The sequence below is a fragment of the Fundidesulfovibrio soli genome, from assembly GCF_022808695.1.
Taxonomy (GTDB): Bacteria; Desulfobacterota; Desulfovibrionia; order Desulfovibrionales; family Desulfovibrionaceae; genus Fundidesulfovibrio; species Fundidesulfovibrio soli.
Window position 1 is genome coordinate 238,753 of the sequence record NZ_JAKZKW010000001.1, and the last position, 15,413, is coordinate 254,165.

The 15,413-nt window shown below is 66.4% G+C and carries 11 protein-coding genes; 8 read left to right on the forward strand and 3 right to left on the reverse strand.

The annotated features are described in order from the left end of the window. Positions 1-48: 48 nt before the first annotated feature. Genes uvrB through MLE18_RS01175 form a run of 6 tightly spaced genes read left to right on the forward strand, consistent with a single transcriptional unit; the run spans position 49 to position 8,302 of the window. The gene (gene uvrB, locus MLE18_RS01150; RefSeq protein WP_243366548.1) at positions 49-2,076 is read left to right on the forward strand and encodes an excinuclease ABC subunit UvrB; all 2,028 of its coding nucleotides are present in this window, start codon (positions 49-51) and stop codon (positions 2,074-2,076) included. Next, positions 2,073-3,125: a potassium channel family protein gene (locus MLE18_RS01155; RefSeq protein ID WP_243366550.1), complete on the forward strand. Its 1,053-nt coding sequence runs from the start codon at positions 2,073-2,075 to the stop codon at positions 3,123-3,125. Before uvrB ends, MLE18_RS01155 begins: the two co-directional genes overlap by 4 nt. Then, a complete protein-coding gene (locus tag MLE18_RS01160) occupies positions 3,122-3,784 on the forward strand; it encodes a DUF3431 domain-containing protein (protein WP_243366552.1) in 663 nt (220 codons plus the stop codon). Before MLE18_RS01155 ends, MLE18_RS01160 begins: the two co-directional genes overlap by 4 nt. Further along, the gene (gene ligA, locus MLE18_RS01165; protein WP_243366554.1) at positions 3,781-5,838 is read left to right on the forward strand and encodes an NAD-dependent DNA ligase LigA; all 2,058 of its coding nucleotides are present in this window, start codon (positions 3,781-3,783) and stop codon (positions 5,836-5,838) included. Before MLE18_RS01160 ends, ligA begins: the two co-directional genes overlap by 4 nt. A 17-nt stretch (positions 5,839-5,855) precedes the next feature. Then, a complete protein-coding gene (gene dapB, locus MLE18_RS01170; RefSeq protein WP_243366556.1) occupies positions 5,856-6,641 on the forward strand; it encodes a 4-hydroxy-tetrahydrodipicolinate reductase in 786 nt (261 codons plus the stop codon). Then, positions 6,638-8,302, forward strand: coding sequence for an NAD+ synthase (locus MLE18_RS01175; protein ID WP_243366558.1), 1,665 nt, complete (start codon positions 6,638-6,640; stop codon positions 8,300-8,302). The genes dapB and MLE18_RS01175 overlap by 4 nt, the downstream gene beginning before the upstream one ends. Before the next feature lie 17 nt (positions 8,303-8,319). Here MLE18_RS01175 and MLE18_RS01180 read toward each other — a convergent pair whose 3' ends face one another. Continuing rightward, the gene (locus MLE18_RS01180; protein WP_243366561.1) at positions 8,320-10,617 is read right to left on the reverse strand and encodes a response regulator; all 2,298 of its coding nucleotides are present in this window, start codon (positions 10,615-10,617) and stop codon (positions 8,320-8,322) included. A gap of 125 nt (positions 10,618-10,742) precedes the next feature. Here MLE18_RS01180 and MLE18_RS01185 point away from each other — a divergent pair, with 125 nt between their 5' ends. Beyond that, entirely contained in the window at positions 10,743-11,717 is a 975-nt protein-coding gene (locus MLE18_RS01185) for a hypothetical protein (RefSeq protein ID WP_243366563.1), read from the forward strand. Between the two features lie 84 nt (positions 11,718-11,801). Here MLE18_RS01185 and MLE18_RS01190 read toward each other — a convergent pair whose 3' ends face one another. Both MLE18_RS01190 and yedF read right to left on the reverse strand, forming a co-directional pair. After that, positions 11,802-12,578, reverse strand: coding sequence for a pseudouridine synthase (locus tag MLE18_RS01190; protein ID WP_243366564.1), 777 nt, complete (start codon positions 12,576-12,578; stop codon positions 11,802-11,804). An 83-nt stretch (positions 12,579-12,661) separates the two neighbouring features. After that, on the reverse strand, positions 12,662-13,279 hold the full coding sequence (gene yedF, locus MLE18_RS01195) for a sulfurtransferase-like selenium metabolism protein YedF (protein WP_243366566.1): 618 nt from the start codon (positions 13,277-13,279) through the stop codon (positions 12,662-12,664). Positions 13,280-13,390: 111 nt separating this feature from the next. Between yedF and ade the strand changes: the two genes are divergently transcribed. Then, positions 13,391-15,127 (forward strand): adenine deaminase, encoded by a 1,737-nt coding sequence (gene ade, locus MLE18_RS01200; protein ID WP_243366568.1) that lies wholly within the window; start codon positions 13,391-13,393, stop codon positions 15,125-15,127. Positions 15,128-15,413 lie beyond the last annotated feature (286 nt).

Sequence of the window (15,413 nt, forward strand, 5' to 3'; positions counted from 1 at the left end):
GCCCGCGAGGCCTTAGAAAGATGTTCGCGCCGTCGCGAGGGGATAGATTTGAGAAAACAGGACAAAAGTCAATCCGAGTTCACGCTGGTCAGCCCCTTTTCGCCTCAGGGAGACCAACCCCAGGCTATCGACGAGCTGACCGCCAACCTTGATGCCGGCCTGCCCGCACAGGTTCTGCTGGGAGCCACGGGCACCGGCAAGACCTTCACCATGGCCCAGGTCATCGCACGCACGGGGCGGCCCGCGCTGATCATGGCCCCCAACAAGACGCTCGCGGCGCAGCTCTTCAACGAATTCAAGGGGCTGTTCCCCAACAACGCAGTCGAGTACTTCGTCAGCTACTACGATTACTACCAGCCGGAAGCCTACCTCCCGCGTACGGACACCTACATCGAAAAGGACTCCTCCATCAACGAGGATATCGACAAGCTCCGGCACGCCGCCACCCATGCACTGCTCACCCGGCGCGACGTGGTGATCGTGGCCTCGGTGAGCTGCATCTACGGCCTGGGCTCGCCCGAGTACTACGCCAAGATGGTGCTGCCGCTGGAGGAGGGCCAGAACATCTCCATGGAGGAGGTCATCGGCAAGCTGGTGGAGGTGCAGTACGAGCGCAACGACTACGACCTGCACCGAGGCGCCTTCCGCGTGCGCGGCGACGTGCTGGAGATCATCCCGGCCTACGCCCGGGAGCGCGCCCTGCGCCTGGAGTTCTTCGGCGACGAACTGGAGCGCGTGCTGGAGACCGACCACCTCACCGGCGAGGTGATCCGCAACCTCCCCAAGACCGTGATCTTCCCCAACTCGCACTACGTCTCGGACCGCGACAACCTGACCCGGGCCATGAGCGACATCCGCGACGAGCTGCGCGAGCGCCTGATCGAGTACAAGCGCGACAACCGCCTGGTGGAGGCCCAGCGCCTGGAGCAGCGCACCCTCTACGACTTGGAGATGATCGAGGAGCTGGGCTACTGCAACGGCATCGAGAACTACTCCCGCCACCTGGACGGGCGCAAGGCTGGTGAGCCCCCGGCTACCCTGATCGACTATTTCCCCAAGGATTTCATCCTGTTCATGGACGAATCCCACATCTCGGTGCCGCAGGTTGCCGGCATGTACAACGGCGACCGCTCAAGAAAATCAACCCTGGTGGATTACGGCTTCCGACTGCCCTCGGCCCTGGACAACAGGCCGCTCAACTTCGACGAGTTCCAGAGCCGCATCGGCCAGGCCGTGTTCGTCTCGGCCACGCCCGGCCCCTGGGAGCTGGAGCGCGCCCAGGGCCTCGTGGTGGAGCAGATCATCCGTCCCACCGGCCTGCTGGACCCCCAGGTGGAGGTGCGCAAGACCCAGGGCCAGATCGACGACCTGCTCTCGGAGTGCAAAAAGCGCGCGGCCGCCGGGGAGCGCGTGCTGGTGACCACCCTGACCAAACGCATGGCCGAGGAGCTCACCGACTACCTGAACACCTACGGCGTGAGCACCCGCTATCTGCACTCCGACGTGGACACCCTGGAGCGCGTGGCCATCATTCAGGCCCTGCGCGCGGGCGAGTTCGACGTGCTGGTGGGCATCAACCTGCTCCGCGAAGGCCTCGACATCCCCGAGGTGTCCATGGTGGCCATCCTTGACGCCGACAAGGAGGGCTTCCTGCGCTCCGCCCGCTCCCTGATCCAGACCTTCGGGCGCGCGGCACGCAACATCGAGGGCAGGGTCATCCTCTACGCCGACCAGGTGACGCGCTCCATGCGCGAAGCCATGGAGGAGACCGACCGCAGGCGCGCCAAGCAGTTGGCTCACAACCTCGAGCACGGCATCACGCCGCGCACCATCATCAAGGATCTCGACAACGTGCTCGACGCCATCTACACGCAGGGCAAGGCCGAGAAGGCCCCGAAACGCAAGGGCGAGAGCTTCGTGGACGAGATCATGGAACAGGCAAGGGACGAGGAAACCGTGGAGAAGCTTCTCAAGCGCCTCGAGCGCGACATGCGGGCCGCCGCCAAGGAGCTGGCCTTCGAGCGCGCCGCCGAACTGCGCGACGCCATCGCGGCCCTGCAAGGCGGCAAGAAATGAAGGGGCGCCGCATAAGCCGCATCCGCAGCCGCTTCTGGGGCTTGCGCCGCAAGCTCGGCGTGCTCTGGCCGGTGCTGGCGGGCCTGGCCTCTGTGGTCAGCATCTTCACCTGCGGCACACTGGCCTTCATGCACGTTGAGGGCTGGGACCTCTTCGACAGCGTGTACATGATGATCATCACCCTCTCCACGGTGGGCTACGGCGAGGTCCACCCCCTGAGCAAAGCGGGGAGGGTGATCGCCTCCCTGGTGATCCTCACGGGAGTGGGCACGTTCTTCTATCTCGCGGGCGCCATCGTGCAACTGGTCATCGAGGGGCATCTGCAAAACATTTTCGGGAGGCGGTGGATGCGACGCGCCATAGACAAGATGCAGGGGCACACCATCGTCTGCGGCTACGGCCGCATCGGCTCCATCGTGGCCCAGGAAATCCTGGCCGAGGGCCAGGACGTGGTGGTGGTGGAGCGCACGCCCGCGCTCATCGAGGAGCTTCAGCGCAAGAACATCCCCTACGTGGCCGGAGACGCCACCAAGGACGAGATGCTCCTGGCCGCGGGGCTCAAGCGTGCCAAGGCTCTGGTCTCCGCGCTCAGCGAGGAGGCCGCCAACGTCTACGTGACGCTCACCGCGCGCCAGATCAACCCCGACATCTTCATCGTGGCCCGCAGCGACGCCCCGGACCACTCCCAGCGCCTCACCCGCGCGGGGGCCAACCAGGTGCTCTTCCCGCACCTTTACGGCGGCATGCGCATGGCGCAGTCCGTGCTGCGGCCCACGGTGCTCGGCTTCATGGACCTGGCCATGCGCGGCGACATCGAGGACCTGCAGATGGAGCAGCTGACCATCGCGCCCGAATCCCCGGTGGCCGGCAAGGACCTCATCTCCTCCCAGCTCAGGCAGCGCTACAACATCATCGTCATCGGCATCAAGAAGCCCGACGGAAAGCTGCTGTTCAACCCGCAGCCCCAGTCCGTGCTGGAAGCCGGGGACACGCTCATCCTGGTGGGCAACAGGCACAGCCTGACCGCCATGCAGAAAGACCTGACATGAGCCCCGACGGCCAGACGGTGCAGGTCGTCGTGGCCCGCTGGCGGGAGGACGTGGCCTGGGTGGATGCGCTGGGCTTCGAGGCGCTGGTCTATGACAAGTCTGGCCAGCCCGGCCTCCTGGCCCTGCCCAACATCGGCCGAGAGACACACACCTACTTGACGCACATCGTCAGGAATTACGATAGGCTTGCGGATTTCACCGTTTTCCTGCAAGCCGACCCGTTCCGGCACATGGGCGAGGGCGCGGACGTGAACGCCCTGCGCGAACGCATCGCACAGAATGTGCGCCTGGACGCGCAATTCACCGGCTTCGCCTGGTACAAGCTCAAGTGCGACAGGCTGGGCAGGCCCCACGCCATGCGCGACCCCGAGGGCAAGGGGCGCTGGAAGGGCTGGGGGCGGGACATCCCCGTGGGCGAGGTCTACGCCGCGCTCTTCGCTGGGGATGCTCCCGAATCATTTCTGGCCACGGCCCCGGCCGGGCTGTTCTTCGTCTCCCGCAGGCGCATCCTGGCCCGGCCCCTGGAGTTCTACGCCTTCGCCCTGAGCCTGGTGGAGGCCGACCCCGAGGACGAACGCAATACAGGCCACGCCTTCGAGCGGCTGTGGCAGATCATATTCAACGGCAAGACCGCCTTGAACAAAGAGTCCTACGCATGACCGACACCGCAACCGACGCCCGTGCCCGCGCGCTGGAGCTCCGGGCCCAACTGGAGCGCCACAGCAGGCTCTACTACGTACTGGACGCCCCGGAGATCAGCGACGCCGAGTACGACGCGCTCTTCCGCGAGTTGCAGGCCATCGAGGCCGCGCACCCCGAGCTGGACGACCCCAACTCCCCCACGCGGCGCGTGGGCGGGGCCGTGGCCAGGGAATTCGCCTCCAGGCCGCACCGCCAGAGAATGTACAGTTTGGACAACGCCCTGACCGAGGAGGACTGGCGCGCCTTCGTGGAGCGCCTGGCCCGCGTGCTCCCGGACCGGGAGTTCAGCTTCTGGGCGGACCCCAAGTTCGACGGCCTGGCCCTGGAGGCCATCTACGAGGGCGGCGTGCTCACGAGCGCCCTGACGCGCGGCGACGGCGAGGTGGGCGAGGACGTCACGGACAACATGCGCACGGTGCGCTCCCTGCCCTTGGACATCCGCGAAGCCGCCCGCAAGGCGGGGCTTCCGGTGCCCAGCCTGCTGGAGGTCCGCGGCGAGGTGGTGATCACCAAGGCGGATTTCCACGCCCTCAACACCGCCCAGGACGAGGCCGGGGCCAAGGTCTTCGCCAACCCGCGCAACGCGGCCGCGGGCTCCGTGCGGCAGCTGGATTCGCGGATCACCGCCTCCAGGCCGCTGCGCTTCTTCGCCTACGGCCTGGGCGAGACGAGCTGGCCCTTGCTGGTCCCGCCTTGGAGCACCCATTCCGCCGCCATGCGCGGCCTTGCCGCCTTGGGCTTCACCGTGGCGGAGCAGGGCAGGGCGGTGGACGCCGCAGGGGTGGAGGCTTTCTACAAGGAGCTGGAAGCCACGCGCGACGAGCTGGCATTCGAGATCGACGGCATGGTGGTCAAGCTGGACTCCCTGGAGTGGCAGCGCGAGGCCGGGTTCACGGCCAGGGCCCCCCGCTGGGCCATCGCCTGGAAGTTCCCGCCCAGGCAGGCCGAGACTGTGCTCAGGAGCATCGAGGTGCAGGTGGGGCGCACGGGCGTGCTCACTCCCGTGGCCATGCTCGAACCCGTGCAGGTGGCCGGGGTCACGGTTTCGCGGGCCACGCTGCACAACGAGGACGAAATCCGCGCCAAGGACCTGCGCGCTGGCGACACCGTGGTGGTGCAGCGCGCGGGCGACGTGATCCCCGAGGTGGTGCGCCCGGTGCTGGAGAAGCGGCCCGAAGGCGCGCAGGAATTCACCTTCCCGCCCACCTGCCCGGCCTGCGGCTCGCCCGTTAAGCGACTGGAGGGCGAGGCGGCCTGGCGCTGCCTGAACCTCTCCTGTCCGGCGGTGCTGGTGCAGTCCATCATATTCTTCGTCTCCAAGTCCGGGCTGGACATCGAGGGCCTGGGCAAGCGTTGGATAGAGGTTCTGGTCAACAAGGGGCTGGTGAAGTCCCCGGCGGACATCTTCCGCCTGCGCATGGATGATCTCATGCCCCTGGAGCGCATGGGCGAAAAGCTGGCCGAGAACATGCTGGCCTCCATCGAGAAAACCCGCACCCAGGCCCCGCTGGCCAGGCTGATCGCCGGGCTGGGCATCCGCCACGTGGGCACGCAGACCGCGCGCACCCTGGCCGCCCGCTTCGACGACCTGAACGCCCTGGCCGCAGCGGACCAGGAGACCCTCCAGGCCCTGCCGGACATCGGGCCGGAAGTGGCCGGGGCCATCCGGGCTTTCTTCGACAACCCCGCCAACCATCACCTGCTGGAGAGCTTCAAGGAGTGCGGGCTATGGCCGCGCAAGGCCGAGGAGTTTGCGGCGGACGCCGCCTCCAGGCCGCTTTCCGGCAAGCGCTTCCTGTTCACGGGCACGCTCGAAGGCATGGGCCGCAGCCAGGCCCAGGCGCTGGTGGAGGGGCTGGGCGGCGTGGTGCTGGGTTCCGTCTCCAAGAAGCTCGACTATCTGGTCGCTGGCGTGGACCCCGGCTCCAAGCTGGATAAAGCCAGAGCACTTGGTGTACAGGTGCTCTCACAGGACGAATTCGAACGCCTCATCCGGGGCGAAACCCTTTGATACGAGCGAGGACGAGCATGAGCGTGTGCGATGTGATCATCATGGGCGCGGGCGGCCGCATGGGCGGCACCCTGGCGGCGTTGGCCATGGCCGACCCTGAACTCAACCTGGCGGGCGTGGTGGAGCGGCCCCAGCACGAGGCATCGCTCGAGAAATTCGCCTGCGTGCGCGGCACCGACGCAAAAGAGGTCTTCGCCAAGCTGCCCGGCGCCGTGGTGGTGGACTTCACCGCCCCGGAGGCCAGCGTGGCCGTATCCAAGGCCGCTGCCGAGCTGGGCAACCCCGTGGTCTTCGGCACCACCGGCTTCAAGCCAGAGCAGCTGCTCGAGCTTGAGGCCTCCGCCGCCAAGGCGCCCATGTTCTGGTCCCCCAACATGAGCGTGGGCGTGAACACCCTCATGAAGCTCCTGCCCATGCTGGTTGAGGCCCTGGGCCCCGACTACGACCTGGAAATCACCGAAATCCACCACAACAAGAAGGTGGACTCCCCCAGCGGCACGGCCATCAAGCTGGGGCAGGTGATCGCCGCCGCCCGGGGCCAGGCCCTGGACGACGTGAAGAAGTGCGGGCGCGAGGGCATCGTGGGCGCGCGCACCAAGGACGAGATCGGCGTGCTGGCCGTGCGCGGCGGCGACGTGGTGGGCGACCACACGGTCTATTTCTTCGGCCCTGGCGAGCGCATCGAGGTGACGCACCGCGCCCACTCCCGCGAGAACTTCGCCCGGGGGGCGCTGCGCGCCGCGCGCTGGATCGGCTCCCAGAAGCCGGGCAAGCTCTACACCATGGCCGACATGCTGGCATGAAGATAGGGCTGCTCCAGATAAACACCGTGGCTGGCGACCTCTGCGGCAATGCCGCCAGGATCGCCCGCAACGCGGAGGTTGCGGCCGAGCAGGGCGCGGAGCTGTGCGTCACCCCGGAGCTGGCCCTCACGGGCTATCCGCCCCGCGACCTGCTGCTTTCCTCGGCCTTCATCGAGAAGGCCCGTCACGAGCTGAACAGGCTGGCGGAGCGCCTGGTCAAAGGCCCGGCGGTCCTGGTGGGCACGGCCATCCCCACGGGGCGCGGAGACGCCAAGCCCTTGTACAATTGCGCGGCCCTCCTGCGCGGCGGTGTCGTGGAGGCCTTCATCCCCAAGATGCTGCTGCCCACCTACGACGTCTTCGACGAGGACCGCTACTTCGAGCCCGGAGACAGCCTCGGCTTCGTGGAGATCGGCGGCAAACGGATTGGCGTGACCATCTGCGAAGACATCTGGAACGACAAGGACTTCTGGCAGAGCCGCCGCTACCGTGACGACCCCGTTGAGCGGCTGGTGGCCGAGGGGGCGCAGGCCATCCTCAACCTCTCCGCCTCGCCCTTCACCCTGGGCAAGCAGGCCATGCGCGAGAAGCTCATCGCAAGCGCCGCGCGCAAGTACGGCCTGCCCGTGCTCTATTGCAACCAGGTGGGCGGCAACGACGACCTGGTGTTCGACGGCCGCTCCATGGCCGCCGACGCCCAAGGCAACCTGACCATGCGCGCCAAGGGTTTCGGTGAGGACGTCCTGGTCGTGGATCTGAACGCTCTGGACGAATGTTCGCCGGACTGCGAACCGGCCCTGGCCCAGGACGATTTCTCGCCCGAGGCCGAGGCCTGGCGCGCCCTGGTGCTGGGCGTGCGGGATTATGCCGCCAAGTGCGGCTTTCCGGGAGCGCTGCTGGGACTTTCCGGCGGCATCGACTCCGCCCTGACCGCCGCCATCGCCGCCGAAGCCCTGGGGCCGCAGAAGGTGCTCGGCGTGCTCATGCCCAGCCCCTATTCCAGCCAGGGCAGTGTGGACGACTCCCTGGAGCTGGCGGCGCGCCTTGGAATCGAGACCATGACCCTGCCCATCGAGGGCATCATGGGCTGTTTCGAGAGCACGCTGGCCGAAGCCTTCGCCGGGCGCGACCCGGACACCACGGAGGAGAACATCCAGTCGCGCATCCGGGGCAACCTGCTCATGGCGGTCTCCAACAAGTTCGGCAAGCTCCTGCTGACCACGGGCAACAAATCCGAGCTGGCCGTGGGCTACTGCACCATATACGGCGACATGTCCGGCGGCCTGGCCGTGATCTCGGACGTGCCCAAGACCATGGTCTACCGCCTGGCCGCGTGGTGCAACGCCAACCGGGCCGACCTGATCCCCCAGGCCATCATCGACAAGGCCCCTTCGGCTGAGCTGCGTCCCGACCAGAAGGACCAGGACAGCCTGCCTCCCTATGAGGAGCTGGACGCCATCCTGCGCCTGCGCGTGGAGCTGCAGGCCTCGGTGGACGAGATCGCGGCGGCCGGGTTCGACAGGGTGGTGGTGGGCAAGGTGTGCAGGCTGGTGAAGAACGCGGAGTTCAAGCGCCGTCAGGCCGCCCCCGGCCTGAAAATAACGGACAGGGCCTTCGGTACGGGCTGGCGTATGCCCGTGGCCTGCCGCATGGAGTATTGAGCTTCAGGCCGGCAAGGCTACTGGTCCATGAAGTGCTTCATGGCCAGCATGGTCTGTTCGAGTTCGAATTCCATCGCCCCGATCTCTTGGGCGGCCAGGGCCTTGTCGGCGGCCTTGGCCGCCTTTTCCACCTCGAAGGCCCTGTCCTTGAGCACCTCGGCCCCCATGGTGGCGGCCCCGCCCTTGAGCGTGTGGGCCATGAAGGCCAGTTGGGCCATGTCGCCCGCATCCAGCGTCTCGCGCATCTGTTCGAATTTCTGGGGCTGCTGGTCCACGAAGACCCCGAAGAGCTTTTTCAGGAATTCCCGGTTGCCGCGAGCCTTTTCCAACAGCCAGGCGACGTTGAGGATTTCGGAGCCGGTGGACGGCTTTTCCTGCAGGGGCTGCTGGGGCTTGCTCCTGGCATTCAGGACCTCGTGCAGGGCGGCGTGTATCTCCTCCGATCCCACCGGCTTGGAGAGGTAGACGTCCATCCCCTCGGCCAGGAAGCGCTCGCGGTCGCCTTTCAGGGCGTGCGCGGTCATGGCGATGATGGGCAGGTCGCGGGGGGTGCCCGGCACCTCCCCGGCGCGTATGCGGCGGGTGGCCTCCAGGCCGTCCATCTCGGGCATCTGGATGTCCATGAGCACGGCGTCCACCCGATTCTTGGCCAGCGCCTCCAAGGCCTCTCGTCCGTTCCCCACCGCCAGCACTTTGTGCCCGTCCTGCTCCAGGATCTCCGTGGCGAAGAGCTGGTTGATCATATTGTCTTCCGCGAGAAGGATGACCAGGGGAGGGAGGCCGGGCCTGCCGGTCTGGGCCTCGGGGCGCGCCTGCTCGCCGGGCTGCGCCACGGCCTTGAGGTCCACCTCGAAACGGAAGAGGCTACCCTTGCGTTCCTCGCTTTCGACGCCGATGGTGCCGCCCATGCGCTCCACCAGATGCCTGCAGATGGCCAGGCCCAGGCCGGTGCCGTAGTACTTGCGGGTGGAGGAGTTGTCCGCCTGGGTAAAGCTCTCGAAGATGGTGTCCAGCTTCTGCCGGGGGATGCCGGGGCCGGTGTCCCGCACGCTGACGCACAGGCGGAAGCGTCCATCGGCTTCGAGCCCGCCCGCCTCGGCCTGAACCGTCACGGAGCCTGCGCCGGTGAACTTTACGGCGTTGCCCACCAGGTTGACCACGATCTGGCGGAGCCTGCCCGGGTCGCCGCGGACCAGCCGCGGCAGGTCCTGCGCCAGGGAGCAGTTGAGCGTCAGGCCCCTGTTCTGGGCCAGGGCGGTGAAAATGTTGACGGAACTGCGGACAGTCTCGGTGAGGTCGAAAACCACGTCCTCCAGTTCGAGCTTGCCCGCCTCGATCTTGGAGAAATCCAGGATGTCGTTGAGGATGTCCATCAGCGAGGCGGCGGACTGGCGCACCATGTCCAGGTAGTCCCGCTGCTTCTGGGTGAGCTCCGTGGAGAGCAGCAGCTCGCTCATGCCCAGGATGCCGTTCATGGGCGTGCGGATCTCGTGGCTCATGTTGGCCAGGAACTGGCTCTTGGCCCGGTTGGCGGCCTCGGCGGCCTCCTTCATGGTGGTCAGGTCCCGCTCCAGGCCCTTGCGCGAGCTGATGTCGCGCAGGGAGGCCAGGTAGACCAGTTCGCCGCCGTCCCAGCGAGAGCGCACCACGCGCATCTCCACGGTGGTCTGCCTGCCGTCGCGGGAGCGCAGGGCTATCTCCATGCTCCCATCAGGGATGAGGTTGTAGCCGAAGGGATCGCCGATGAGCTGCTCCGCGGTGGCCCCGAACATCCGCTCGGCGCACGGGTTGACGAAACGGATACGGCCTTCCATGTCCACCACGACGATGCCGTCGGCGTTGTTGACGATGATGTTCTGGAAGCGCTTCCCGGAAGAAATCAGGGCCGACTGGGCGATCTCCAACTGACGGCAGACCTTGGCCCTGTTCACAGCGCAGATGATGCTCTGCTCCAGCAGGCGGTTGTCCAGCTGGGAGCGTGGCAGGACCATGACCACGTTCTCCGACAGGGACGTGTGCAGGAACAGCGAGGAGCCGGAATCGCTGAAGCCGATCACGGGCATGGCCGAGAACACGGTGGCCAGGTCAGCCGGGGCGGTGTCGCCGGGGGAGGGCAGCGGCAGGCCGGCAAGGATCACGTCGAAACGTTGCAGAGCGAGCACTTCCCAGGCTTCGGCGACTGTGGCCGCGGTGTGGCAGATCGCATCGAACCGTTGCAGCCCCTGGAGCCGGTTGCGCAGGGACATCACGAAATCAGGGGACGGATCGATGATCAGCAATCTGAGGTAGGGGCTCGGGGGGTACTTCAGGATCATATGTTGAAACTCATAGCAGCTTTGTCCGCTATTGCAACAGGGAGCACCCGGCCTGAGCCGGAATGCACGGGCTTGACAAATGCCCGCACAGGGGAGCATTTCCCCTATCCCGAGGAGATGATATCATGCGCATACTTTTCGCGTCGCTGCTGTGCCTGTTTCTGGCGGCCTGCTCCGGCATCCCGCTGATGCCAGGCTCCGGCTCCGGCAACACGTTGACCGCCCAGGACGGCTCCTACTCCATAAAACTCGCTCCCGATTGGACCATCAAGGAAAAAGGGGCCGAACATGGCAGGCGCATCGCCGTGCTGGCCCACAAGGATGCGGTGGATTCCGGCAAGGGCTACCCCACCGTGATCGTTCGCGAGGTCCACGAACCGACCCCGCCCGGCGTGCTCGAGCTCATGGCCCGGGACCGCAACCTGGACTTCGGCGAGCTCTGGAACGTCAGCAAGGACAAGTACCAGCAGAAGCAGGCCCTGCTCGACGGTTCGAGCAGGATGCTCTCCTACTGGCTGGCCCCGGTGGACGGCCAGGGCGTGGAGTACTACGCCGCCGTGGTGCTCACGGGTTTCGGGCGCATCGAGATGATCGGCGTGGCCCAGGCGGGCACCGTTCCCAAGTACATGAAGGACTTCAACGCCATGTTCACCTCGCTGGACGTGGACTCCAAGGCGCGCTTCAACCCGGCCCAGGCCGGGGACACGGCCGCATACCTGCAACGGACCTACAGCGCCGCCCTGGCCCGCGAGCAGGAGGGGCTGCGCAGGCTCATGTCCGAGACGGCCGCCTGGGTGACGTCCGGCAACGGGCTCTCCGTGCAGGAGAAGGGCTTCCTCTCCGGGGCCTACGTGCGGGCCACCAGCAAGGCCCTTGAGGCATGCCTGGAGCTGGCCGAGGCCATCACCAAACCCCGCACCGGGGAGACCAAGCCGACCCTGCAGCACCTGGCGGACCGCCTGGACGGCGCCGCCACGGACCTGGAGACCATCCAGCTCAACCTCCGTGAGGACCAGGCCCGAAACGCCGTGGAGAAGAGCGCCACCCGCTCCCGGCGCATGGCAGGCCTTGCGCGTGAGGTGCTCAAGCTGCCTATGTAGGCGCGAGCCACTGAAACAAATTAAGGCCCGGCCGCCCATTCAGGGCGGCCGGGCCTTTCACGTCGATGAAACACGGACTGCGATCTACAAGCCCACGCTGGCCTTGAGCGCGGCCACCTCCGGCCCGGTGAGCGCCCTGTGCGCGCCCGGGGCCAGTTCGCCCAGTTTGACCGGCCCCTGGGACACACGCACCAGACGCAGGATGGTCAGGTTCAGGTCGCGGCACATGCGCCTGATCTGGCGGTTGATCCCTTGGACCAGCTCCATCTCCAGGACGCTGCGGCCGGGCTGAGCCCCCTCCAGCAGGCGGACTTTCACCGGGGCGAGGCGTTCGCCCTCGGCCAGGCGCATCCCGGAGCGCACGGTCTCAAGGGCCGGGGCAGGAACGTCGCCCCGCACGGTGACGTGGTAGAGCTTGGGCTGGTGCCATCTGGGGTGCATGAGCCTGTTGGCCAGCTCGCCGTCCGTGGTCAAGAGCAGCAGACCCTCGGAGAAATAGTCCAGCCTGCCCACGGGGAACAGCCTGCGCTCCCCGGCGGCATTGGCCATGAGTTCGATCACGGTGCGTCTGCCTTCGGGGTCCTTGGCGGTGGTCACCACCTCCACGGGCTTGTTGAGCATGAAATAGAGGTGCTCCTCGCCCTGCGTGAAGGCCACGGGCCTGCCTTCCACGCGCACGTCGTCCACACCGGGGCGGACCGGGGTTCCGAGGTCGGCTGGATGGCCGTTGACCGTGACCTTGCCGGAGCGGATCAATTCGTCGGCGGCGCGGCGGGAGCACACGCCCGCCTGGGCCAGGGCCTTGTTCAAGCGGATGGGGGCTGCCTCCACGGGAGGGGAGGGGGGCTGACTGCGGGGCATGGGGCGTCCTGTGGATGAAATGGAAACGGCGGCTCCCGGGGCATGTGCCCGGAAACCGCCGAAAGAGTATCATGGGAAACGGCTCAGATGTCGATGACTTTCGACGCCAGCTGCAGGCTGGTGACCACATCGAGCATGTTGGTGGTCTGGCCCACGGCCCTCTGCTGCATCAGGCCATAGAATTCGAGGCAGGTGCCGCAGACCAGGATGGTCACTCCGGCGGCCTCCAGGGCGCGCAGGGTCTCGATGTGGGGGCTGCCCTCGGCGGCCAGCTTCACAGCCGCGTTGACCATGACGATGCGCCACAGGTCCGGCCCCAACTCGGGCAGGGTCTTGATGAAGTTGAGCATCAGCTTGGCCCCGAGGCCGTCGTCGCCGCGCCCCACCACGTCGGAGGTCAGGAACACGGCGATGCGCTGCCCCTCCCCCGAACCCGGGACAGGGCAGGGGAAGTCCGCCGGGTCCGCCGGTGTGGCCTGTCCGCCCTGGCGCTTTGCATGGATGGCCCAACGTGCGCCCTCTTTGCCCGAGGCGACGCTGTAGCCGCTGGACGTGAGGTAGCGGCTCACATTTTCCAGGGCGGCCTCGTCGTCAACAAGCACGTCGAGAGCGTCCGGGGCCTCGGCTTCAAGGCATTTCCTGCATTCCATGAGTGGCTGCGGGCACGTCATGCCCTTGCAATCGAGAGTCTTTACGTTCATTTTCGCCTTCCTTCCGCGACCCAGTAACATAGACAGGGGCGGATGGGTCAAATAGTATACGCCTATACATACCGGCTGCCGGACTCGCGGTGGTCGATGACGGAGGGCAGCATGGTTTTCGAGGTCCACGATGGGGTCGAACACAGGATAGACTTGGCTCTGGGCAACGCCCCGGCCGACCTTTTGCTCAAGAACGCACGCCTGGTCAACGTGCTCTCCGGAGACATCCACCCTGCGGACATAGCGGTGGCGGACGGCATGATCGTCGGTTTCGGCGATTATCAGGCCAAGCAGGTGATCGATTGCCAGGGGCGCTACGTCTGCCCGGGGCTCATCGACGGCCACATCCACATCGAATCCACGCTGCTCACGCCGTGGGAGTTCGCCCGGGCGGCCGCTCCCCGAGGCACCTGCGCCGTGGTCTGGGACCCGCACGAGATCGGCAACGTGCTGGGCAGGGCGGGCATCGAGGCCCTGCTGGAGCTGACCCGGGACTGCCCTTTGGATTTCTTCATCATGATCCCCAGCTGCGTGCCCGCCACCAGCATGGAGACGTCCGGCGCGGTGCTGGACGCCGAAGACGTGGCCTATCTGGCCGGACGCTACCCTGAGCGCGTGCTGGGCCTGGCCGAATTGATGAACTATCCCGGCGTGCTGGCCAAGGACCCAGCCATCATCGCCAAGATCGCGGCCTGCCAGTGCAAGATCATCGACGGCCACGCGCCGCTGCTTTCGGGCAAGCAGCTCAACGCCTACGTCGCGGCAGGCCCAAGCTCCGACCACGAGTGCACCGACCCGCAGGAGGCCGTGGAGAAGCTGCGCGCCGGCATGCACCTGCTGATGCGCGAAGGCAGCGACGAGCGCAACCTCACAGACTTGGTGGGCGTGGTCAACGAGTTCAACGCGGCCAACATCTCCCTGGTCTGCGACGACCGCGAGCCCATCGACCTGACCACCAACGGCCACATGGACCACAACGTGCGCATGGCCATCGGCCTGGGGCTCGAACCCATCCGCGCCATCCAGATGGCCAGCATCAACACCGCGCGCCATTACGGCCTGCGCGGGCGGGGTGCGGTGGCCCCGGGTTACAGGGCGGACCTGCTGGTGCTGGACGACCTCCAGGGCTTCAAGGTCTGGAAGGCCTTCCTGAAGGGCCGCGACGTGTCGGAGACGAAGTTCGGTCCCAGCGGCCAAGTTCCGCAGGAAAATACCGTCCATTTGAGCTGTTCCGGTGGAAAGCTGCAGGCTGCAGACTTCGCAATACCTCAAGTGTCACATGAGGTTCGCTGCATCGGGGCCATCCCGGGGCAGATCATCAGCAAGAGCCTGAAGATAGCTCCCAGGTTTGTGGACGGTTTCGCCGTTGCCGACCCGGCGAGAGACATCGCCAAGGTCGCGGTGGTAGAGAGGCACGGGCGCAACGGCAACATCGGGCTCGCGTTCGTGAACGGGCTTTCCCTGGCGCGCGGCGCCGTGGCCGGGACAGTGGCGCACGATGCCCACAACCTTATCGTGGCCGGGATGGACGACGCGGACATGGCGCTGGCCGGCAACGTGCTGGCCGAGTGCGGCGGCGGATATGTGGTTGTGGCGGGCGGCAAGGTGCTGGCCAAGTTGGAGCTGCGGTTCGCCGGGCTCATGAGCCTCAGGCCGTTTGAGGAGGTGGTCGCCGCGCAGAAGGCGCTGCACGCCGCCTATGAATCCATCGCGGTCGATCCCGCCGCGGGGGCGAGACCGTTCATGGCCTTGTCGTTCATGTCTCTGGCGGTGATTCCCGAACTGAAACTGACCGACCAGGGGCTTGTTGACGTCACGCGGTTCGAGAAGGTCGGGCTTTGGCTCTGAGCCGCAATGAGGCCCGACACGACCCATGGACCGGATTTTTACTCAGGATCGATCTGAGAGCGTCATTCTGCAGCCCGATTTCGGGCCAGGCATGCCAAGGGAGAACGCGATGCGGCCAAAGGCATTTTCAGCCGATGTGTGACGTCGTGACGCTGCCTCGGTGATCCGAGTAAGCCTGACAAGGGAAAGTGGGTGGGCCGCTGCCCAGGAGAAGAGCTGACAAAGCGCCCGTGACCGGAATCCCGGTTGCGGGCGCTTTTTTGCTTATTGGGGGGGGCATACCTGG